Raw genomic sequence first — 19,392 nt, 5'->3', positions numbered from 1 at the left:
AGACTGGAGGGCGCTTGGGAGGAGCTGCCCGCGAAAGCAAACAGCGTTCCGGCCGTCGGCATCCTGCCCCTGAGCGGATAACGGCCATTCCAATGTCACCGAAACGGCAGAACTGCCAACAATGAGGAGGATGTCATGAAGAAGATCGTTGCCGCGCTCGCGGCGCTTGCCGTCAGCGCGACGGTGCTGATGGCGCCCGCGCAGGCGCAGGACAAAAAATACACCATTGCGCTCATTCCGGGCCTCACCACCGACGGCTTTTACATTACCATGCGCAAGGGTGCCCAAGCGGCCGCCGACGCGCTCGGCGTGAACCTGGTCTTCCAGGGTGCTCCGGACTTCAACCCGGTCACCCAAGTGCCGGTGCTCGACGCGGTCATCGCCAAGAAACCGGATGCGATCCTGATCGCGCCGACCGATAAGGTCCAGCTGGTCGAGCCGCTGCGCAAGGCCAACGACGCCGGCATTCCGGTCATAACAGTCGATACTTTCATCGGTAGCGGCGTCTACCAGACGGGTGCTGGGGATGCCGATTTCCCGCTGGCCTACATTGCCTCGGACAACGTTCTGGGCGGCGAGATCGCCGCGCGTGCGCTTGCCACCGCCGTCGGCGACAAGGGCAAGGTCTATGTGTCGAACGTCAAGCCCGGCATCTCGACCACCGACCAGCGCGAAGAAGGCTTCAAGAAGGAGATGGCCAAGCATACGGGCATCACCGTGCTGGAGACGCAATTCAATGACGATGACGCCAACAAGGCGGCCTCGCAGCTGCAGGCCGTCTTCGCGCGCAATCCCGATCTGGTCGGTGTGTTCGGGGCCAATTTGTTCTCCGCGCTGGGTGCGGCCAACGGCGTCAAGCAGGCCGGGCAGAGCGGCACCGTCAAGGTCGTCGCCTTCGATGCACCGACCAGCATCGTCGACAACATCAACACCGGCCTGGTGGACGTGGCGATCGCCCAGCATCCCGCCGAGATCGGCTACTTCGGCGTCGTCTCGGCCTATGCCCACCTGACCGGCCATTCAATCCCGGTCACGATCGGCACCGGCTTCACGATCATGGACAAGTCCAACATCGCCGACCCGAACATCTCGAAGTATCTCTACTCCGAGTAGGTCAAGACGAGCTTGGCTCCTCCCGGTCCGCCGGGGGGAGCTCGTGCCGGGTTCCCAGAGGCGGGGCCTGTTTGAACACAGCCGCGCCGCGGAGTATTCATGACATCGACATCACCAGCCCAGTCGGCCGAGAAGCATGTCGCCCCCCAGGCCGATCATGGCGATCCGGCCAGGAGCCTGATCGGACGCATCGCCGAAGGGCGCGCCTGGTTGTTCCTCGCCGGTCTGATCATCTGCTTCGAGGCATGGTCGAGGTTCGCCTTCGGCGCGACGTTCGTGCTCAACCCTTTCAACCTGCAATCCATCGCGATCTTCGCCATAGCGCCGCTGCTGCTTGCGACCGGACAGACTTTCGTCATCATTTCTGGCGGTATCGATCTGTCGCTCGGCTTCATCATGGGCCTTGCCGCCGTCGTTGCCGCGCATGCCACCAATATGGCGGGCGCCGCCATTCCCTTGCCGCTGGCCATGCTGGCGGGCATCCTCGCCGCGGTGATCGTCGCCGGCTTGCCCGGCATCATCAATGGCCTGCTGATCTCGCGCCTCAGGGTGCCGCCGTTCATCGGCACGCTCGGCATGTTCGGCGTCGCGCGCGGCGTTGCCTTCCTGCTTGCCGGCGGCACGACGGTGCCGGTGCAGAATTCCTGGTTCGCGCTGCTCGGCAACGGCAAGTTCCATGGCGTGCCCTATCTGGTCGTGATCGCCGCCGTCTTCGTCGTGGTGATGCATTATCTGCTCAGCCAGACGCGGTTCGGCCAGCACAATTATGCCATCGGCGCCAATGTGCAGGCGGCGCGGCGCGCCGGCATCGATATCAGGGGCCACATATTGCGGCTCTATGTGCTGTCGGCGATGTGCGCCGGTCTTGGCGGGGCGCTCTACGCGGCGCGCTTCACCGCCGGTGCGGCGCAAGCCGGCGAGCCACTGCTGCTCGACAGCGTCGCGGCGGTCGTCATCGGCGGCGCCAGCCTGTTCGGTGGCTCCGGCACCATCCTGGGCACGGTCGCCGGCGCGCTGGTGATCGCGGTCATCCAGTACGGGCTGGTCTTCGTCAATGTCGAGCCGTTCTGGCAGTTCATCGCCGTCGGCGTCGTCATCATCATTTCCGTGCTCATAGACCAGGCGCAGCGCCGGTTCAGTGGAGGCCGCCAGGATGAATAGCAACGACCAGAACACCCCCTTGCTCGAGGTCCGCAACCTGTCCAAGCATTTCGGCGCCGTGCGCGCGCTCAACGATTTCTCCATGGCCGTGCGGCCAGGCGAAGTCGTGGCGCTGGCCGGCGATAACGGCGCGGGCAAGACGACGCTGATCAAGGCGATCTCGGGCGTGTTCCAGCCGACAGGCGGCGAAATCCTGCTCGGCGGCCAGCAGGTGGCATTCGCGACGCCGCAGGAGGCGCGCGAAAAAGGCATCGAGACGATCTATCAGGATCTGGCTCTCGCCGACAATCTGTCGATCGGCGCCAACATTTTCCTTGGCCGCGAACCGATGCGCAAGGCGTTCGGCTTCCTGCCGGTGCTCGACCGCAAGGCGATGGCCGAGGCGGCCAGAGAGACGATGAAGCGACTGGATTTCCACGTCAGCCGGATGAACGCCCCGGTCAGCAATTTCTCCGGCGGCCAGCGCCAGGCCGTCGCCATCGGCCGTGCCGTCTACTGGGATGCGCAGATCCTCATCATGGACGAACCGACCGCGGCACTTGGCGTGCCGGAACAGCGCAAGGTGATCTCGCTCATCCACCAGCTCAAGGCGCAGGGACGCGGCGTGATCTTCATCTCGCACAATCTGCAGGATATCTTCGCGGTCTCGGACCGCATCGTCGTACTGCGCCGCGGCGTCCAGGCCGGCGAGCGCAAGATTTCCGAGACCAACCATGACGAGGTCGTCAGATTGATGGTTGGGGGGTAGGCCGTCCTGTCGGCATGATCTTGTTTGAAGACCGGATCATGGTCTGTTCCTGTTCAGTCTAGGCGCAGCCGCGACCAGTGCCTTGCCGATGGCCGATCGCGGCGCGTCGATAACGGTTCGGGCAGCGCCGCTCTCGGCAATCCGCCCGGCATCGAGAAGGATGACGCGGTGGGCGACCGCCCGGACGACGCCAAGATCATGCGAAATGAAGAGATAGGCGATCCGTTCCTCGCGCTGCAGGTCGAGCAGGAGATCGAGGATCTGGCCGCGCACCGAGACGTCGAGCGCCGACACCGCTTCGTCAAGCACGATCAGCGGCGGCTTCGTGGCGATGGCGCGGGCAATCGCCACACGCTGCCGCTGACCGCCGGAGATTTCATGGATTGCGCGGGGCGCGAGATCGGCCGCCAGGCCGACCCGCTCCAGCAGGGCAGCGATGCGGCGCGGGCGCTCTGAGCGCGGGCCGACGCCATGAATGCGCAAGGGGTCATCGAGGACGCGCGCCACCGTGGCGCGCGGATTGAAGGCGGCCAGCGGATCCTGGAACACCATTTGCAGGCGCGCGCGACGGGCTCGAAGTGCCGAGCCGCCCAGAGCCAGGAAATCATCGCCTTCGAATTCAATGCGTCCGCCATCCGGCTCGATCAGGCGCAGCGCCAGCCGCGCGATGGTCGACTTGCCGCTGCCGGAAGGGCCTGCCAGCGCCAGCGTTTCGCCGGGCTCGATATGAAAGGAGACATCGTCCACCGCAGCAAGGGTCGTGCCGCCGCGACTATAGCGTTTGGTGAGATTGGACACTGTCAGCAGGCTCATGCATTCAGCCTGCTTCGGTGCAGCAGCGGCTCGGCGTCGAGGCCGATATGGGCGTCGAGCAGCGCGCGGGTATAGGCTTGCGTCGGGGCTTCGACAATCTGCTCGGTCTTGCCAAACTCCACCACCTGGCCGTGGCGGAACACAGCGATGCGTTCGGCAAGCTCGGCGGCGAGCGCAATGTCATGGCTGATAAACAGCAGCGTCATGCCGTCCTCGGCCACAAGCCGTCGAATCAAATCGACGATCTCGGCCTGCACGATGGTGTCGAGCGCGCTGGTCGCCTCGTCGGCGATCAGCAGTTTCGGCCCGGCGGCAATCGCGGCGGCAATCGCCACGCGCTGCTTCTGGCCGCCGGAAAGCTGATGCGGGAAGGCACGCAGGGCGGAATCGGGGTCGGGCAAGCGGACGCGTTCGAGGAGGGTTTTGGCTTTGGCAAAGGACCGGTGCCAGTCAAGGTTGAGATGGGTGCGCAACACCTCGGCAATCTGTTTGCCCACGGTCATCACCGGGTCGAGGCTGGCTGATGGGTCCTGGAACACGAAGCCGATATCGCGGCCGCCGAGGGGGATATTGTCGCGAAGCAGGAAAGGTTCGCGTTCCGGCTCGAGGGAATGCGACATTTGAATTTTCGAGGTCTGCCAGTCGATACTCCCCTCAATCCTGGCGCTCGCCGGCAACAATCCCGCGATCGCCAGCGCCAGCGTGCTCTTGCCCGAACCGCTTTCACCGATGATGGCCAGCCGTTCGCCTGCCTGGATATCGAGAATAATGTTCTTCAGCGCGGCGACCTCGCTGCCATCACGGCGGTAGGTCACCGTCAGATCTCGGATCGACGCCAATACCGTCACGACAGGCCCCTGCGTACCGCCGTCGTCTCAACGATGCCTTCGCCGGCGAGATAGACGCCGAGCACAGTCAGCACCAGCGCAATGCCCGGGACGATCGAGAGGAACGGGGCGCTGCGCAAGACAGCGCGACCTTCCGCGATCATGCCACCCCAGGTAACCCGGTTGGGGTCGCCAAGACCAAGAAAAGACAGGGCTGCTTCGGTGAGGATCGCGGCGGCGACGATCACCGATGACATCCCCAAGATCGGCGGCAAGGCATTGGGCAGCACCTCGCGAAAGGCGATTTCCAGGGGATGCATGCCAATGACACGGGCACTGGCGACATAGTCGCGTTCGCGTATGGAGAGGACTTCCGCGCGGGCGACCCGAGCCGGTCCCGTCCAGGTGCCGAGCGCTATTGCCACGACGACGACGCCGAGCGAGGGCCCAACCACGCTGACGAAGGCCAGCGCCAGCAGGAAGCCCGGCACGGTTTGGAAAGCGTCAGTGATGCGCATCAGCACCTCGTCGATCAGGCCGCCGGCGAAACCGGCCAGCGTGCCGATCACCGCGCCGACGGCGAGTGCAGCGGCCGCCGCGGCCAGACCGACCGCCAGCGACGTACGGGCGCCGTGGAACAGCTCGGCCAACACGTCGCGGCCGAGCCGGTCGGTGCCGAGCGGCAGCGACCAATCCCGGAAGGGCGGCAGCAGCGCCGCGCCGGCAATGGCTTCCGGGTCCCCGGGAAACAGCAGCGAGGCCGACAGCGCCATGGCGAAAAGCGCCGCCAGGATGATGGCACCGGCGACCGCCTCGGGCGTGCGCAGAAAGCGGCGCAGACGGCTCATGCACCGGCCCCGCTGGCGCCGACGCGCGGGTCAAGGAAGGCATAGGCAATGTCGACGACAAGATTGATGACGATGACCAGGACGGCGCTGGTAAGAATGATGCCGAGCAGCAGCGGCGTGTCGCGCGCGGCCACCGCTTCCTGCGCCAGCCGGCCGAGGCCCGGCACCGCAAAGACGCTCTCGATGACGACGCTGCCGCCGAGCATCTGCGCCGACTGCAGGCCGAGCATGGTGACCAGCGGCAGCAGCGCATTGCGGGCGACATGAGCGAGCACGATGCGGCGGCGCGATAACCCCCTGGCGCGGGCGGCCAGCACAAAATCCTGGCGCCAGGCCTCGGCCATGCCGGCGCGCATCATGCGCAGATAGAGCGCCAGATAGATGAAACCGAGTGCGCAAACCGGCAGCACCAGATGGACGGCGATGTCGGCGGCGCGGTCGAGGCCGGTCTTGTCCGAGGCCAGGGTTTCGACGCCACCGATCGGCAGCCAGCGCAGGTCGACGGCGAAGATCACGATCAGCACCAGGCCGAGCCAGAAGCCGGGCACTGCGTAGAGCGCCAGCGAGGCGACGGAGAGAAAACGGTCGCGGAAGCTGCCTGGCCTGGCGCCGGCATAGATGCCGAGCGCCGAGCCGAGGCCAAAGGAGAGCGCGGTGGCGCTGACCATCAGGAAGAGCGTGGTCGGCAGTCGCTCGAGGATGACATCGCGGATCGGTCGGGAAAAAGTGACGGACCGGCCGAGATCGAGATGCAGCAGTGCCCAGAGGTAGTTGGCGAGCCGCGTCAGCTCCGACTGATCGAGACCCCAGCGGTGGCGCAACAGCTCGATCATGCCGGCGTCGCCGCCGGTCGAGACGATGTAGGCGTCGACCGCATCGCCGGGCGCTGCTTCGAGCAGCACGAAGGTGCCGATGACGACGATCAAAAGTACGAAGATGCTGCCGACGAGGCGACGGCGCAGGAGGACGAGGGCGCGATTCATGCGGACCTCGAATGCGCGATAAAGGACATAAGGAAATGTCGAGCCCAGGGGCCCCCTTCTGTCCTGCCGGACATCTCCCCCTCAAGGGGGTAGATTGGCTGCTGCCGATGTTTTTCCTCGCGAACTCTCATCCGCGCAAGTCTGTCACGATTCCAGATACGTGTCCGCCCAGTTCGACACCGCCCAGCGCGGGTTGTTGGCGATGTTGCCGACCTTGTCACTGGCGACGCTGATAAAGCTCCATTCGGCGACGTTGATCAGCGGCAGGTCGGCCGCGACCTGCTTCTGAAACTCCTTGTAGAGGTCGGTGCGCGCCGTGGTGTCGAGCGTCTCGGAGGCCTTGGTGATCAGGGCGTCGAGCGCGTCATTCGTGTAGCCGCCCTGGTTGGAGAACGGCACGCCATCGGGAATGCCGCTCTGCACCAGGATGGTGGTCGAGATCGCCGGGTCGCCGCGGAAAACCGGCGGGCCGACCGCGAGGTCGAAGGCGTGGTCGGTATAGACCGCCTTGATGTGGGCGGCCGAGTCGTTGTTGACCAGCTGCGCGTCGATCCCTATTGCCGCGAGCGCCTGACGCAGATAGTCGCCGAACTGTTTCGTCTCGTTGAAATAGGGGGCAGGCAAGAGCCTGAGCGAGAAGCGGTTGCCGTCGGCGCCTTTCTTATAACCGGCTTCGTCGAGCAGCGCATTGGCCTTGTCGACATCGAAGGCATAGATCGGCACGTCGGCGGTGTAGAATTGCGGATCGTTCTTCGGCACCGGGCCGGTCGCCGTGGCGGCGTAGCCGAGGAACACTGTCTTGACGACGAAGTCCTTGTCGATGGCGTGCGCGATGGCCTGACGCACCTTGAGGTCGGCCAATTCCTTGCGGCGATGGTTGATCTCGACCACGAGCTGGTAGGTGAGGCCCTCATAGCCCTTGGTGACGACCTTCAGGCCGGGAACCTTGGAGATGCGGTCGAGATCGGCCAGCGGCACGGCCGAGAAAGCCGCGAGTTGGATTTCCTCGGCCTCCAGCGCGGCGGCGGCCGAGGTACGGTCGGGCAGGACCTGATAGATGATCTCGTCAAGATAGGGCTCGTCCTTGCCCCAGTAGTCGGCGTTCTTCGTCAGCCGGTAATACTGGCCGGCCTTGTACTCGCCGAACTTGAACGGACCCGTACCGATCGGTGCGTTGTTGGCAGGGTTGTCCTCGATCTTGCCGACTTCGTAGATGTGCTTCGGCACCACACTCGACAGCGCCGGCAAGGCGTTGCGGATCAGCTGGAACGGCGTCGGCTTGGCGAATTTGAACACGGCGGTCAGATCGTCTGGTGTCTCGACCGTGCTGAGGTCCTTGAACACGGTCCGGCCGAGATTCTGCAGCGGCTTCCATATCTGCAACGCCGAGAAGGCGACGTCGGCCGAGGTGAACGGCTTGCCGTCATGCCATTTGACTCCTTCGCGCAGCTTGAAGGTCGCCGAGAGCCCGTCGGCGGCACCTTCCCAGCTCACCGCCAGCCGAGGCGCGAGCCCGTCCTTGGCCTCGAAGGAGGCTTCGGCCAGCGTCTCGACGATCTTGCTCGAGATGAAGAACACGCCGTTGGAGGCGACGATCGCCGGGTTGAGATTGCGCGGCTCGGAATCGGCGGCAAGCACGAGCCGTCCGCCCTTCTTTGGCGTCTGCGTCCAGCCCAGGGCCGGCATGGCGGTGGTGGCCAGCAGCATTGCCGACCCGGTAAGCATGGTGCGTCTGGAAATGGTGAAACCTGACATGATCGAACTCCGTCCTCTCCTCCACCCGACCGGGCGCGACCTCGAACGTCGGCGCGCGCATCGGCATCCTTGCGGCGGGGATTATGGGCCTTGCCGAGGGTTTCGCCAGAGACGGAATTGGCGCATCCTTGCTTGGCTTTGAAATTTCCGTCCGCTGGACCAGTTTAGCACAAGTCCAGTCAATTCGACTGGCTGGTAGGACCAGATTAGCGGATATGCGCGCAAATGACGCTTTGGGTGACCACCGAACGTTGTGTTCGTGAACATTCTGGCTAGACCAGAGCGAGAAAAATAGTGCAGGTTTGATCGCGAGCCGGGGATCGGATGCGAAACAGCGCCAATCCCGGCAATTCAGGGAGAGAGTGATGAACATTGCACCAGGCAAGAGTGCCGTCAGCAATATCCCGTTCGAGCAGGCCAGGGTCGACCGGCTGATGGATGAGGCCAGCATCGACGTGCTGCTCGCGACCTCCAAGCACAACACGCAATATCTGCTGGGCGGCTACAAGTTCATCTTCTTCGCCGCCATGGATGCGATCGGCCACAGCCGCTATTTGCCGATCGTGGTCTACGAGAAGGGCGGGCCGGATCATGCTGCCTATATCGCCAACCGCATGGAAGGCGGCGAGCACCAGAACCACTCGTTCTGGACGCCGACGCTGCATGCCGCCTGCTGGGGCACTCTCGACGCCGCCAATCTTGCCGTCGAGCATGTCAGGAAGATCGGCAAGGGCGATGCCCGCATCGGTATCGAGCCCGGTTTCCTGCCTTCGGACGCTTATGCGCTGATCCGCAAGGCATTGCCCGATGCGAAGCTGATCGATGCGACCGACATGCTGGAACGTATGCGTGCCATCAAGACCGACGCGGAGTTGGAGAAGCTTCGCATGGCCTCCGAGCTGATCACCGATTCCATGCTGGCGACCATCGCTTGGGCGCGCGAGGGCACGACCAAGGCCGAGATGATCGAGCAGATCAGGCGCGAAGAGACCAATCGTGGTGCGCATTTCGAATATTGCCTGCTGACGCTGGGCTCCAGCCATAACCGCGCCACCTCCCCGCAAGCGTGGAGGAAGGGCGAAGTGCTGTCGATCGATTCCGGCGGCAACTATCACGGCTATATTGGCGATCTCTGCAGGATGGGCATTCTGGGCGAACCCGATGCCGAGCTCGAGGATCTGCTGGCCGAGGTCGAAACCGTGCAGCAGGCGGCGTTCTCCAAGGTGAAAGCCGGCACGCTTGGCGGCGACATGATTGCTTACGCCGAGGGTGTGCTGAAGACATCCAAGGTCGCGCCCTATACGGATTTCTTCGCCCACGGCATGGGGCTGATCACGCACGAGGCGCCGTTCCTGATGACCAACCACCCGGTGACCTATGAAGGCACCTATGCGGCCAAGCCGCTGGAGAAAAACATGGTGCTGTCCGTGGAGACCACAATGCTTCACCCGACGCGCGGCTTCATCAAGCTGGAGGATACGCTGGCGGTGACCGAGAGCGGGTACGTGATGTTTGGCGATCGGGGCCGGGGATGGAATAGGGGTGGGACGGCCTGATTTTGGAGGGCGGCGCTGCCCCTCATCCGCCCTTCGGGCACCTTCTCTTCGTAGAACGGGGAGAAGGGAGCAGCCTCAGCACTGGCAATTGGCGAAAGCGTCGATGACAGCACCTTTCTCCCCGTCAGTATACGGGGAGAAATGTCCGGCAGGACAATGAGAGGCGGCGCTGCCTCCAGCAGAATAGGTTGATCAACTGCGCGGCGGGATCAGCCTGAAATCCGGCAGTTCGCGCAGACCCAGTTCCGGCCCGGCCGGCGAATAGACGACGAACAACTGCATCGGCCCGTCGCCGGTGTTGAGCGTCGAATGGAAGCGGCTTTCCGGCACATAGATGGTGCAGCCGGGGCCGACTTTCTCGACCACCGGATTGCCCTTCTCGTCCTCGACCATCTGCTCGCCATGGCCCGAGATGACGAAGATGATCTCTTCCGCACCCGGATGGTTGTGGCGGGTATGGCCCTTGCCCGAGGGCAGGTCGACGACGCCGCCGGAAAAGCGGGTCGCGCCGTTCACTTCAGGTGCCACCGTCAAAGAGAGTTTTCCCCAATCGAAGCCGAAGGCGCTGACGTCCTTCGGGTAGACAAACACCTTGCTCTTGTCGGCCATCTCTCATTGTCCCATCTTTTTCTTGGCGGTCTTCTCACCGCCGAGCGTCACCGCCTTGAAGTCCGCCGTCTGCCTGGCGATCGCGGCTTCCGCCGGCAGCCGTTCCATCGAGCTTGCGCCATAAAAGCCGTGCAGGCCCTTGGCGTGGGAGAGGATGTAGCGGGCATCGTCGGGCATCGAGATCGGGCCGCCATGGCAAAGCAGGATGACATCCTTGCGCACTGAGCGCGCCGCCTCGGCAATGGCGTCGATGGCCACGACGCAGTCGTCGAGCGACTTGGCCGAGGTGGCGCCGATCGAGCCGCCGGTGGTCACGCCCATATGGGCGACAACGATGTCGGCGCCCGCCTTGGTCATGGCGCGCGCTTCTTCGGGGTTGAAGACATAGGGCGTGGTCAGGAGGTCGAGCTTGTGTGCCTCGGCGATCATGTCCACCTCTAGGCCGAAGCCCATGCCGGTCTCTTCGAAACTCTGTCGCATCTGGCCGTCGAACAAGCCGATGGTGGGAAAGTTCTGAACGCCGGAAAACCCCATCGTCTTCAGTTCCGCCAGCAGCAGCGGCATGATGACGAAGGGATCGGTGCCGTTGACGCCGGCCAGCACCGGCGTGTGTCTGACCACCGGCAGCACCTCATAGGCCATCTCCTTGACGATCTCGTTGGCGTTGCCATAGGCGAGCAGGCCGGCGGCCGAGCCGCGGCCAGCCATGCGGTAGCGGCCGGAATTGTAGATGATGATGAGGTCGATGCCGCCGGCCTCCTCGGCCTTGGCAGACAGACCGGTGCCGGCGCCGCCACCGACGATCGGCACGCCTTTGTCGATCATTCCCCGGAACTTCTTCAGTATGTCCTTGCGTGGTATGGCTGGCATGTCTGGGTCTCACTGTCTGGCGATGTCGAGAAAGGCCGCGACCGCCGCCTTGGCAAAGTCCGGATCGTTGATGTGCAGCGCTAGGCGGGTGACGCGGCGCGTCGCACCCGGCCTGATGGTGCGCTCAATGGCTTCGAACAGAGCTGCGTCGGCTTCCGGATCGAAGAAGGGGGCGCCTTCGATGTCGAGCGCGGAAACGCCATTTTCCGGGATCAGGAAATGCACCGGGCCTTCGCAGTGGGCGAGCCTTGTGCCGATCCATTCGCCGATCGCGCGGCATTCCCGCGCGGTCGTGCGCATCAGCGTGACGTTCGGATTGTGCTCGTAGAACAGCCGACCACGATGATGCTCCGGAATGGTCGATGGCGCCCAGAAATTGACCATGTCGAGCGCGCCGACCGAGCCGACATAGGGCAGCTTGGTGCGGGCGATGGCACCGAAACGATCCTCCGTCGCCGGCAACACGCCGCCGAACAGCAGGTCGCAGATCTCCGTCGTGGTGATGTCGACGACACCCGACAGCAGACCGCTGTCGGCCAGCTTCTCCATGCTGCGGCCGCCCGTGCCAGTGGCATGGAAGACCATGCAATCATAAGTCGAGCGGAGGTGTTCGGCGATTGCCGTCACGCAAGGCGTGGTGACGCCGAACATGGTGAGGCCGATCGAGGCCTTGCCGTCCGCTGCAGGCGCCGGATTGACCGCCATGCCCGCTATCGCCTGGGCGGCGTTGTGCAGCACGACACGAGACAGCCGGTTGAGGCCTGCCATGTCGGTCACCGATGGCATCATGATGATGTCGGACACGTCCACATAGGGGGCCGTGTCGCCCGAGGCCAACGTCGAGACCATCAGCTTGGGCAGACCGAGAGGCAGCGCGCGTAAGCCCGCTGTGATGATCGAGGTGCCTCCGCCGCCGCCAATGCCAATGATGCCCGATATGTCGTCGCGGGACCGGACAAAGCGCGTGAAGGCCTCAGCCATTGCCGCAACCGATCTGCCGCGGTCGTCGATGCCGAGCACCGCACCGCGGCCATCGGGGTGATGGGCGGCTACCTCCTCAGCCGAGACGTCGACCGGCACGGTCGCGCCTCGCGTGCCGACATCGACACGGCAGACGACGGCCCCCGTCGCGGCGATCGCATCGGCCAGGAAGGCGAGTTCCTCGCCCTTGGTGTCGGCGGTGCCCACCACATGGATACGCTTCATCCGCGCCTCCCTCGGCTGGTTGGTTCGAAGGTGGTGATGCTCATCAGAAAGCTTTGTGCGCCGTAGAGCGTCAACGTGGCCACTCCAGGAAAAGGGCTGCCATTGCAAATTTTTGAGACGCGCGTATCGTATTGGCATGGATGTCTCACGTCAACAACCCGCAACGGACGACAACGCCGGGGAGAGGGCCGAGCGCGGACCGCGGGCGCGGACAAAGCGGCTGATGCTGGAGACGGCCACGCGACTGATGCAGGCGGGTGCCACGCCTTCCGTCAGCGAGGTCGCGGAGGCAGCCGAGGTCTCCCGGGCCACGGCCTACCGCTATTTCCCCAGCCAGGCAGCCCTGGTCCAGGCCGTCGTCGACGAGGGGCTGGGGCCAATCTTGACCTGGAAGTCCACCGCCGCCGATGCCGAGCGCCGCGTCGCCGAACTGTTCGATACGGCCATGCCGCGCATCGAGGCCTTCGAGGCGACATTCAAGGCTGCGTTGAAGCTGTCGCTCGATCAATGGGCGCGGCGCCAAGCGGGCACGCTGGGCGGAGAACCGGCCTTTACGCGCGGCCATCGCGTCGAATTGCTGAAGGAGGCGCTCACGCCGCTCAAGGGCCGCTTGCCGCCGCGCGACGTCAAGCGGCTGGCGCAGGCGCTGTCGCTGATCTTCGGCGTGGAGGTGCTGATCGTGCTCAAGGATATATGGGGGCTGGACAGCCGCCGGACGATGTCGGTGGCGCAATGGGCGGCGAGTGCGCTGGTGCGCACGGCAATCGCGGAGTCGGCTTATGGTGGTGATGGGTCTGCTTCAGGAGCGGCAGAATAGTCTCGATCTGGTTCGACCAGATTTCCCTGCATACCGCTGATCCTAGCCCAAAATAAGGTCATGGGGCAAGGCCAATGTGTATCACTGAGTAGGAAAATCATGGGAAAACAGGCAGATAAAGCTCCACTTGGACGGTAACGGCCCAGCCCTCCGTTCAAGAAAGGACTTGACGTCGCTGCAGGATTGGTAATACCAGATCAAGGAAGATAAGCGGTTCGAAAGTGAGGGCTGCGATCCATTTCCGGACAGAGCGAGGAGGCTCCGAATTCGGAAAAGCGCGACCACGGGAGGAACTACCAGGGCCGGCTCCGTCGCCGGCTCGCACGACAAGGTAGAATGCGCACAAGGGAGGAAATCATTATGCGCAAGTTAGTGACCAGCATGCTTGCTGGTATCGGCTTAACGCTTGCCTGCGGAACGTCCGTCTACGCGCAGGAAAAGTCGCTCACCATCTTCTGGGCGGAATGGGATCCGGCCAATTACCTGCAGGAACTCGGCAACGAGTACGAGAAGGAAACCGGCGTCAAGATCACGGTGGAGACCACGCCCTGGTCCGACTTCCAGACCAAGGCCTTTACCGAGTTCAACGCCCATGGCGACGCCTATGACCTGGTCGTCGGCGACTCGCAGTGGCTCGGCGCCGGCTCCACCGGCGGCCACTACGTCGACCTGACCGACTTCTTCAAGAAGCATGATCTCGGCAACGTCATGGCACCGGCGACGGTGAAATATTATGCCGAGTATCCCGGCAACAGCGGCAAATACTGGGCGATCCCGCTTGAGGGCGACGCCGTCGGCTGGTCCTATCGCAAGGATTGGTTCGAGGATCCCAAGGAAAAGGAAGCCTTCAAGGCCAAATACGGCTACGACCTCGACGTGCCGAAGGATTTCAAGGCGCTGCGCGACATCGCCGAGTTCTTCCACCGGCCGGATCAGAAGAGATACGGCATCGCCATCTACACCGACAATTCCTACGACGCGATGGCGATGGGCTTCGAGAACGCGCTGTTCTCCTATGGTGGTGAGCTGGGCGACTACACGACCTACAAGGTCGACGGTCACATCAACTCCGACAAGGCGGTGGCCGCGCTCGATGCCTACAAGGAGCTCTACAAGTTCACGCCTCCGGGCTGGGCCAAATCGTTCTTCGTCGAGGACAACCAGGCAATCACTGAAAACCTGGCCGCGATGAGCATGAACTTCTTCGCGTTCTTCCCCTCGCTGATCAACGAGGCGTCGAACCCGAATGCCAAGAACACCGGCTTCTTCGCCAACCCTCCCGGTCCAAATGGCGATCAGTTCGCCGCACTCGGCGGGCAAGGCATCTCCGTCATCTCGTACTCGAAGAAGCAAGACGAGGCGATGAAGTTCCTCGAATGGTTCATCAAGGACGAGACCCAGAAGAAGTGGGCTGCCCTTGGCGGCTATACCTGCAGCCAGGCGGTGCTCAAGTCGCCTGAGTTCCAGAACGCCACGCCCTACAACAAGGCCTTCTACGAGACCATGTTCAAGGTGAAGGACTTCTGGGCGGTGCCGGAATATGCCGAACTGCTGCAGCAGCTCAACCAGCGCGTTTATCCCTACATGATCGGCGGCAGTGGCACCGCCAAGGAAACGCTGGACGCATTGGCTGGAGACTGGAACGCGACCTTCAAGAAATACGGCCGCGTCCAATAATCCTTCATGTCCCGCGGAGGGGGCGGTGTCGCCTCCTCCGTTTCTTTTTCTTGAACCGGGAGCAGGGTCTTGGCGACCACGATGATCACCACCCTCGACAGATCCACGCGCGCCGCGGCACGCGGCCTAAGCGATATCTCCATCCGCAATCTCTTCATCATCCCGACGGTTCTGTTCCTGATCGTCTTCAACATTTTTCCGCTGATCTACTCGCTCGGCTATTCCTTCACCGACTTCCGCGCGTCGACCAATGCGCCGGCGAATTTCGTCGGGCTGCAGAATTATCGCGACCTGCTCAACGACCCCTATGTCTGGTCGAACTTCGCCATCACGGCGAAATACGTGATTGTCTCGGTCGTCGGACAGCTGCTTGTCGGCTTCGGCGTGGCGATGCTGCTCAACCGGGACATTCCGCTCAAGGGTCTTATCACCACGCTGCTGCTGCTGCCGATGATGCTGTCGATGGCGGTGGTCGGGCTATTCTGGAAACTGCTTTACGACCCGTCATGGGGAGTTATCAACTATGCGCTCGGGCTCGGCAATTTCGAGTGGCTGGCCGATCCCAAGATGGCACTCTACGCTGTTGCGTTGACGGATATCTGGATGTGGTCGCCCTTCGTCATGCTGCTGTCGCTGGCCGGACTGTCGGCGGTGCCGAAGCATCTCTATGAGGCCGCCGCGATCGACCGCGCCGGGCCGTTCTACACGTTTTTCCGCATCACCCTGCCGCTGGTCGCGCCGATCCTGATGATCGCCGTCATCTTCCGCACCATGGAAGCCTTCAAGACCTTCGATCTCGCCTACATCCTGACCAGCCAGCCGACGGCCGAGCTGATCTCGATCCGGCTCTACAAGATGGCGTTCCAGGAATGGCAGACCGGGCGCTCCTGCGCGATGGCCTACATCGTTCTGATCATGGTGCTGGCGATCACCAACATCTACGTCAAATATCTCAACAAGGTGAAGGAGCGCTGAGATGGCAGCCGTCCGCACTTCTTCCGAAATCACCTTCAACCGCGTCGCTATAGTCGCCGTGCTGCTGGTGACGATCATCTTCCTGGCGCCGATCTACTGGATCGCCTCGACGGCGTTCAAGCCGCGCAATCTTGCCACCACTATTCCGCCGACCGTCGTCTTCCAGCCGGAGATATCGCCGTTCGTGAAGCTGTTCACCAAGCGCTCTCAATTGCGCAGTCCGCCGTCGCCGGAAGAGTACGCGGCGGCCCCATGGTGGGAGCGGGTCGTCTTCGACGGTGGCGAAAAGATCGTGCGCGACGGCAAGGGCCAGGTGCAGTGGTCGGGCTATCCGAGCCGCTTCCTGAACTCGCTGATCATCGCCATCACCTCGACAGTGCTGGCCGTCGGCATGGGCACGTTCACCGCCTATGGCTTCTCGCGCTTCAGGGTGAAGGGGGAGGCGGACCTGCTCTTCTTCATCCTGTCGACACGCATGCTGCCACCGGTGGTGGTCGCGATCCCGATGTTCCTGATGTACCGCGCGGTCGGCCTCAACGATACCCACATCGGGCTGATCATTCTCTACACCGCCTTCAACCTGTCCTTTTCGGTGTGGCTGATGAAGGGTTTCATGGATGAAATCCCGAAGGAATATGAGGAGGCGGCACTGGTCGACGGCTACACACGCATGGAAGCCTTCTTCAAGATCGTGCTGCCGGAGGCCGCCACCGGTATCGCCGCCACCGCCGTCTTCTGCTTCATCACGGCGTGGAACGAATACGCCTTCGCGCTGATCATGACCAACCGCCGCGCCCAGACGGCGCCGCCGTTCATCCCGAGCCAGGTCGGCTCGGGCCTGCCGGACTGGACGGTGATAGCCGCCGGCACCTTCCTGTTCCTGCTGCCGGTCGCCATCTTCACCTTCCTGCTCCGCAACCATCTGCTGCGCGGCATGTCCTTCGGAGCGATCCGCAAATGAGCTTTCGCGCCATCAATCAGAAATATCTGGANCTCTGCCAGCCCTGGAACATGACCCTGCACACCTACGGCCTGACCATCATCCTGATCGGACTGATCGGCTTCAACATCACCTCGAAGATCGCGCCCGAGGAACAGGCCGGCACCGGTCATGCCGCGGACGCGCGAAATCCGGGAGCACAGCATTGACCCAGATCGAGCTTCGCGGCGTCCAGAAATTCTTCGGTGCCGTCCAGGTCATCAAGGACGTCAACCTCAAGATCGCGGACAATGAGTTCATCGTGCTGCTCGGCCAGTCCGGTTGCGGCAAGACGACGACGTTGCGCGCCATCGCCGGACTGGAAACCATCGACGAGGGCGACATCCTCATCGACGGCAAGCCGGTCCAGCATCTGAAGGCCGCCGACCGCGACATCGCCATGGTGTTCCAGTCATTCTCGCTCTACCCGCATATGAGCGTATACGAGAACATCGCCTTTCCCTTGCGCGCCACGCGCAAGAGCAAAAGCGAGATCGACCAGGAAGTGCGCTCGGTCGCCAAGACGCTGCAGATAATGGATTTGCTGGCGAAGAAGCCGTCGGCGCTTTCGGGCGGCGACATGCAGCGCGTCGCGATCGGACGGGCGCTGGTGCGGCGGCCGAAGGCGATGCTCATGGATGAGCCGATCGGCGCGCTCGACGCCAAATTGCGCGAGGAGATGCGGGCCGAGATCAAGCGGCTGCATATCAAGCAGGGCTCGACCACCATCTATGTCACGCACGACCAGATCGAGGCGATGAGCCTCGCCGATCGTATCGTCATCATGCATGAGGGCGTGCTGCAGCAAGTGGGAACGCCCGACGAGGTCTATTCGCGGCCGGCCAATCTGTTCGTGGCCCAATTCGTCGGCAGTCCGGTGATGAATGTCGCCGACGCGGCGGTTGCCGAAACACCGTCATCGGCTTCAGTTACGGTTGGTGGAGCGGCTTCCGGCTTTGAGTTTCCGCGGGCGCTGCTGTCGAAACTCAACGGCCACGCCAGCGGCCAACTCGCACTCGGCATCCGGCCGGAAGGCGTCCTCATTCGCCGTGACGCGGCCGATGGCTTCATGGCCGTCGAGACGCAGATCGTGGAACCGCTCGGCTCCTTCGACATCGTCGACCTCAAGGTTGGCTCTAAAATGCTGCGGGCCCGCACGAAGAGCGGCTTCGTTGCCGGACCGGGCGAGAAGGTGTTTGCCCGAATCGATCCGACCCAGGCGCATTTCTTCGACAAGGCAAGCGGCAAGTCGCTTGAGGTGAGGCTCTGATGGCCCATATCCAGCTCAAGAACATCTCCAAGAGCTTCGGCAACCACACGGCCTTGACCGGGCTCGACCTCGACATCGCCGATGGCGAATTCTTTGTCCTGCTCGGCGAGACGGGCGCCGGCAAGACGACGACGCTGCGGCTGATTGCCGGCCTGGAGAAGCCGAGCGAGGGGCAGGTCTTCATCGACGGCGTCGACGTCGCCGACTGGGGCGCGGCCGAGCGCGACGTGGCGCTGGTGCTGCAACAGTATTCGCTCTACCCGCGCTACACGGTGCGCGAAAACCTCGAATTTCCGCTGAAACCGAAGATCCGCCGGCTGCCGGATGCCGAGATCAAGGACCGCGTCGACCGCGCCGCCCGCACGCTGCGGATCGAGCATCTGCTCGACCGCAAGACCGACCGCCTGNATCAAGGACCGCGTCGACCGCGCCGCCCGCACGCTGCGGATCGAGCATCTGCTCGACCGCAAGACCGACCGCCTGTCCGGCGGCGAGATGCAGCGCGTCTCCATCGGCCGCGCCATCGTGCGCAAGCCGCGCGTGTTCCTGATGGACGAGCCGCTGTCGGCGCTCGACGCCAAATTGCGCGAGGCGCTCCGTACCGAGTTGAAGAACCTGCAGATACAGCTTGGCGCCACCTTCCTGTTTGTGACCCACGACCAGATCGAGGCGATGTCGATGGGCGACAAGGTCGGCGTGCTCAACCATGGCCGGATCATCCAGACCGGCACGCCGCACGAGATCTACAACAACCCGCGCGACACCTATGTGGCGAGCTTCGTCGGCTCGCCGCCGATGAACCTCATCGACGGCAGGCTGGTGAACGGCCGCGCGGTGATGGCGCCATTGAATTTCGAACTGCCCTTTGCGGGGGGAGCCAAGATTTTTACGGGGGCTGGGGCGAGTGCGGCGACCGACGGTCGCCCGCTCGTCTTCGGCATCCGTCCGGAGGATGTTTATCTGGAAAGCGGCGCGCCGGTCGAGGCGCGTGTCCACGACGTCGAGAACCATGGCGTGGAAAAGATCCTGACGCTGCGGGTCGGCGATACAACTCTTCGCGCCACGGTGCCGGCCAGGACCGATGTCGCGATCGAGCAACCGGTGCGCTTTGCCTGGAATCCTGACAAGGTGGTGCTGTTCGACAAGGGCAGTGGTGTCAGCCTGCGGCACGCGTCATAGGGCGCG

The 19,392-nt window shown here is 63.3% G+C and carries 18 protein-coding genes and 1 pseudogene; 11 read left to right on the top strand and 8 right to left on the bottom strand.

Going from position 1 to position 19,392, the window contains the following annotated elements:
- Positions 1-135 precede the first annotated feature (135 nt).
- The 3 genes from X742_RS163210 (at position 136) to X742_RS163220 (ending at position 3,022) form a co-directional block, all read left to right on the top strand.
- On the top strand, positions 136-1,113 hold the full coding sequence (locus X742_RS163210; protein WP_015315618.1) for an ABC transporter substrate-binding protein: 978 nt from the start codon (positions 136-138) through the stop codon (positions 1,111-1,113).
- Positions 1,114-1,212: 99 nt separating this feature from the next.
- Positions 1,213-2,274, top strand: a complete 1,062-nt coding sequence (locus X742_RS163215) for a ribose ABC transporter (protein WP_023770714.1) — start codon at positions 1,213-1,215, stop codon at positions 2,272-2,274.
- Complete coding sequence (locus X742_RS163220) at positions 2,267-3,022, top strand: ATP-binding cassette domain-containing protein (RefSeq protein WP_023770713.1); 756 nt, start codon at positions 2,267-2,269, stop codon at positions 3,020-3,022. Before X742_RS163215 ends, X742_RS163220 begins: the two co-directional genes overlap by 8 nt.
- A 36-nt stretch (positions 3,023-3,058) precedes the next feature.
- Here the strand turns inward: X742_RS163220 and X742_RS163225 are convergent, their stop codons facing one another.
- The 5 genes from X742_RS163225 to X742_RS163245 all read right to left on the bottom strand — a co-directional run bounded on the left by X742_RS163225 (position 3,059) and on the right by X742_RS163245 (position 8,248).
- Complete coding sequence (locus tag X742_RS163225) at positions 3,059-3,835, bottom strand: ATP-binding cassette domain-containing protein (protein WP_023770712.1); 777 nt, start codon at positions 3,833-3,835, stop codon at positions 3,059-3,061.
- Positions 3,832-4,683, bottom strand: a complete 852-nt coding sequence (locus tag X742_RS163230; RefSeq protein ID WP_023770711.1) for an ABC transporter ATP-binding protein — start codon at positions 4,681-4,683, stop codon at positions 3,832-3,834. The genes X742_RS163225 and X742_RS163230 overlap by 4 nt, the downstream gene beginning before the upstream one ends.
- Positions 4,680-5,510, bottom strand: coding sequence for an ABC transporter permease (locus X742_RS163235; RefSeq protein WP_023770710.1), 831 nt, complete (start codon positions 5,508-5,510; stop codon positions 4,680-4,682). Before X742_RS163235 ends, X742_RS163230 begins: the two co-directional genes overlap by 4 nt.
- Positions 5,507-6,493, bottom strand: coding sequence for an ABC transporter permease (locus X742_RS163240; protein ID WP_023770709.1), 987 nt, complete (start codon positions 6,491-6,493; stop codon positions 5,507-5,509). Before X742_RS163240 ends, X742_RS163235 begins: the two co-directional genes overlap by 4 nt.
- Positions 6,494-6,637: 144 nt before the next feature.
- Positions 6,638-8,248, bottom strand: a complete 1,611-nt coding sequence (locus X742_RS163245; RefSeq protein WP_023770708.1) for an ABC transporter substrate-binding protein — start codon at positions 8,246-8,248, stop codon at positions 6,638-6,640.
- A 365-nt stretch (positions 8,249-8,613) separates the two neighbouring features.
- On the opposite strand from X742_RS163245, the gene X742_RS163250 reads away from it, so the two are divergent.
- Entirely contained in the window at positions 8,614-9,804 is a 1,191-nt protein-coding gene (locus tag X742_RS163250) for a Xaa-Pro peptidase family protein (RefSeq protein WP_023770707.1), read from the top strand.
- Positions 9,805-9,996: 192 nt separating this feature from the next.
- Here the strand turns inward: X742_RS163250 and X742_RS163255 are convergent, their stop codons facing one another.
- Genes X742_RS163255 through X742_RS163265 form a run of 3 tightly spaced genes read right to left on the bottom strand, consistent with a single transcriptional unit; the run spans position 9,997 to position 12,489 of the window.
- Positions 9,997-10,413, bottom strand: coding sequence for a cupin domain-containing protein (locus X742_RS163255; RefSeq protein ID WP_023770706.1), 417 nt, complete (start codon positions 10,411-10,413; stop codon positions 9,997-9,999).
- A 3-nt stretch (positions 10,414-10,416) separates the two neighbouring features.
- Positions 10,417-11,283 carry a phosphoenolpyruvate hydrolase family protein gene (locus tag X742_RS163260; RefSeq protein ID WP_023770705.1) on the bottom strand — a complete coding sequence of 289 codons (867 nt, stop codon included), beginning with the start codon at positions 11,281-11,283 and terminating at the stop codon, positions 10,417-10,419.
- A 9-nt stretch (positions 11,284-11,292) separates the two neighbouring features.
- Positions 11,293-12,489: a Tm-1-like ATP-binding domain-containing protein gene (locus tag X742_RS163265; RefSeq protein ID WP_023770704.1), complete on the bottom strand. Its 1,197-nt coding sequence runs from the start codon at positions 12,487-12,489 to the stop codon at positions 11,293-11,295.
- Between the two features lie 136 nt (positions 12,490-12,625).
- On the opposite strand from X742_RS163265, the gene X742_RS163270 reads away from it, so the two are divergent.
- The 7 genes and pseudogenes from X742_RS163270 (at position 12,626) to X742_RS01000000169710 (ending at position 19,386) form a co-directional block, all read left to right on the top strand.
- Complete coding sequence (locus X742_RS163270; RefSeq protein ID WP_023770703.1) at positions 12,626-13,306, top strand: TetR/AcrR family transcriptional regulator; 681 nt, start codon at positions 12,626-12,628, stop codon at positions 13,304-13,306.
- A 360-nt stretch (positions 13,307-13,666) separates the two neighbouring features.
- Positions 13,667-14,983 (top strand): ABC transporter substrate-binding protein, encoded by a 1,317-nt coding sequence (locus X742_RS163275; protein WP_015315631.1) that lies wholly within the window; start codon positions 13,667-13,669, stop codon positions 14,981-14,983.
- 69 nt (positions 14,984-15,052) lie between these two features.
- A complete protein-coding gene (locus X742_RS163280; protein ID WP_023770702.1) occupies positions 15,053-15,958 on the top strand; it encodes a sugar ABC transporter permease in 906 nt (301 codons plus the stop codon).
- Between the two features lies 1 nt (position 15,959).
- Positions 15,960-16,919, top strand: a complete 960-nt coding sequence (locus X742_RS163285) for a carbohydrate ABC transporter permease (RefSeq protein ID WP_015315633.1) — start codon at positions 15,960-15,962, stop codon at positions 16,917-16,919.
- Positions 16,916-17,107 carry a hypothetical protein gene (locus X742_RS163290; protein WP_023770701.1) on the top strand — a complete coding sequence of 64 codons (192 nt, stop codon included), beginning with the start codon at positions 16,916-16,918 and terminating at the stop codon, positions 17,105-17,107. Before X742_RS163285 ends, X742_RS163290 begins: the two co-directional genes overlap by 4 nt.
- A complete protein-coding gene (locus tag X742_RS163295) occupies positions 17,104-18,207 on the top strand; it encodes an ABC transporter ATP-binding protein (RefSeq protein WP_023770700.1) in 1,104 nt (367 codons plus the stop codon). Before X742_RS163290 ends, X742_RS163295 begins: the two co-directional genes overlap by 4 nt.
- Positions 18,207-19,386, top strand: a pseudogene (locus X742_RS01000000169710) (ABC transporter ATP-binding protein). Before X742_RS163295 ends, X742_RS01000000169710 begins: the two are co-directional and overlap by 1 nt.
- Positions 19,387-19,392 lie beyond the last annotated feature (6 nt).

Source organism: Mesorhizobium sp. LNHC229A00 (assembly GCF_000502415.1).
Classification (GTDB): domain Bacteria; phylum Pseudomonadota; class Alphaproteobacteria; order Rhizobiales; family Rhizobiaceae; genus Mesorhizobium.
Note: the sequence above shows the minus strand (reverse complement) of the source record. Positions and strands in the feature narration are given on the sequence as shown.

What these genes read in the sequence shown, in the direction of transcription:
- X742_RS163210 (WP_015315618.1), top strand. Translation starts at nt 136, where the DNA reads ATGAAGAAGATCGTTGCCGCGCTCGCGGCGCTTGCCGTCAGCGCGACG.
- X742_RS163215 (WP_023770714.1), top strand. Translation starts at nt 1,213, where the DNA reads ATGACATCGACATCACCAGCCCAGTCGGCCGAGAAGCATGTCGCCCCC.
- X742_RS163220 (WP_023770713.1), top strand. Translation starts at nt 2,267, where the DNA reads ATGAATAGCAACGACCAGAACACCCCCTTGCTCGAGGTCCGCAACCTG.
- X742_RS163225 (WP_023770712.1), bottom strand. Translation starts at nt 3,835, where the DNA reads ATGAGCCTGCTGACAGTGTCCAATCTCACCAAACGCTATAGTCGCGGC.
- X742_RS163235 (WP_023770710.1), bottom strand. Translation starts at nt 5,510, where the DNA reads ATGAGCCGTCTGCGCCGCTTTCTGCGCACGCCCGAGGCGGTCGCCGGT.
- X742_RS163240 (WP_023770709.1), bottom strand. Translation starts at nt 6,493, where the DNA reads ATGAATCGCGCCCTCGTCCTCCTGCGCCGTCGCCTCGTCGGCAGCATC.
- X742_RS163245 (WP_023770708.1), bottom strand. Translation starts at nt 8,248, where the DNA reads ATGTCAGGTTTCACCATTTCCAGACGCACCATGCTTACCGGGTCGGCA.
- X742_RS163250 (WP_023770707.1), top strand. Translation starts at nt 8,614, where the DNA reads ATGAACATTGCACCAGGCAAGAGTGCCGTCAGCAATATCCCGTTCGAG.
- X742_RS163255 (WP_023770706.1), bottom strand. Translation starts at nt 10,413, where the DNA reads ATGGCCGACAAGAGCAAGGTGTTTGTCTACCCGAAGGACGTCAGCGCC.
- X742_RS163260 (WP_023770705.1), bottom strand. Translation starts at nt 11,283, where the DNA reads ATGCCAGCCATACCACGCAAGGACATACTGAAGAAGTTCCGGGGAATG.
- X742_RS163265 (WP_023770704.1), bottom strand. Translation starts at nt 12,489, where the DNA reads ATGAAGCGTATCCATGTGGTGGGCACCGCCGACACCAAGGGCGAGGAA.
- X742_RS163270 (WP_023770703.1), top strand. Translation starts at nt 12,626, where the DNA reads ATGGATGTCTCACGTCAACAACCCGCAACGGACGACAACGCCGGGGAG.
- X742_RS163275 (WP_015315631.1), top strand. Translation starts at nt 13,667, where the DNA reads ATGCGCAAGTTAGTGACCAGCATGCTTGCTGGTATCGGCTTAACGCTT.
- X742_RS163285 (WP_015315633.1), top strand. Translation starts at nt 15,960, where the DNA reads ATGGCAGCCGTCCGCACTTCTTCCGAAATCACCTTCAACCGCGTCGCT.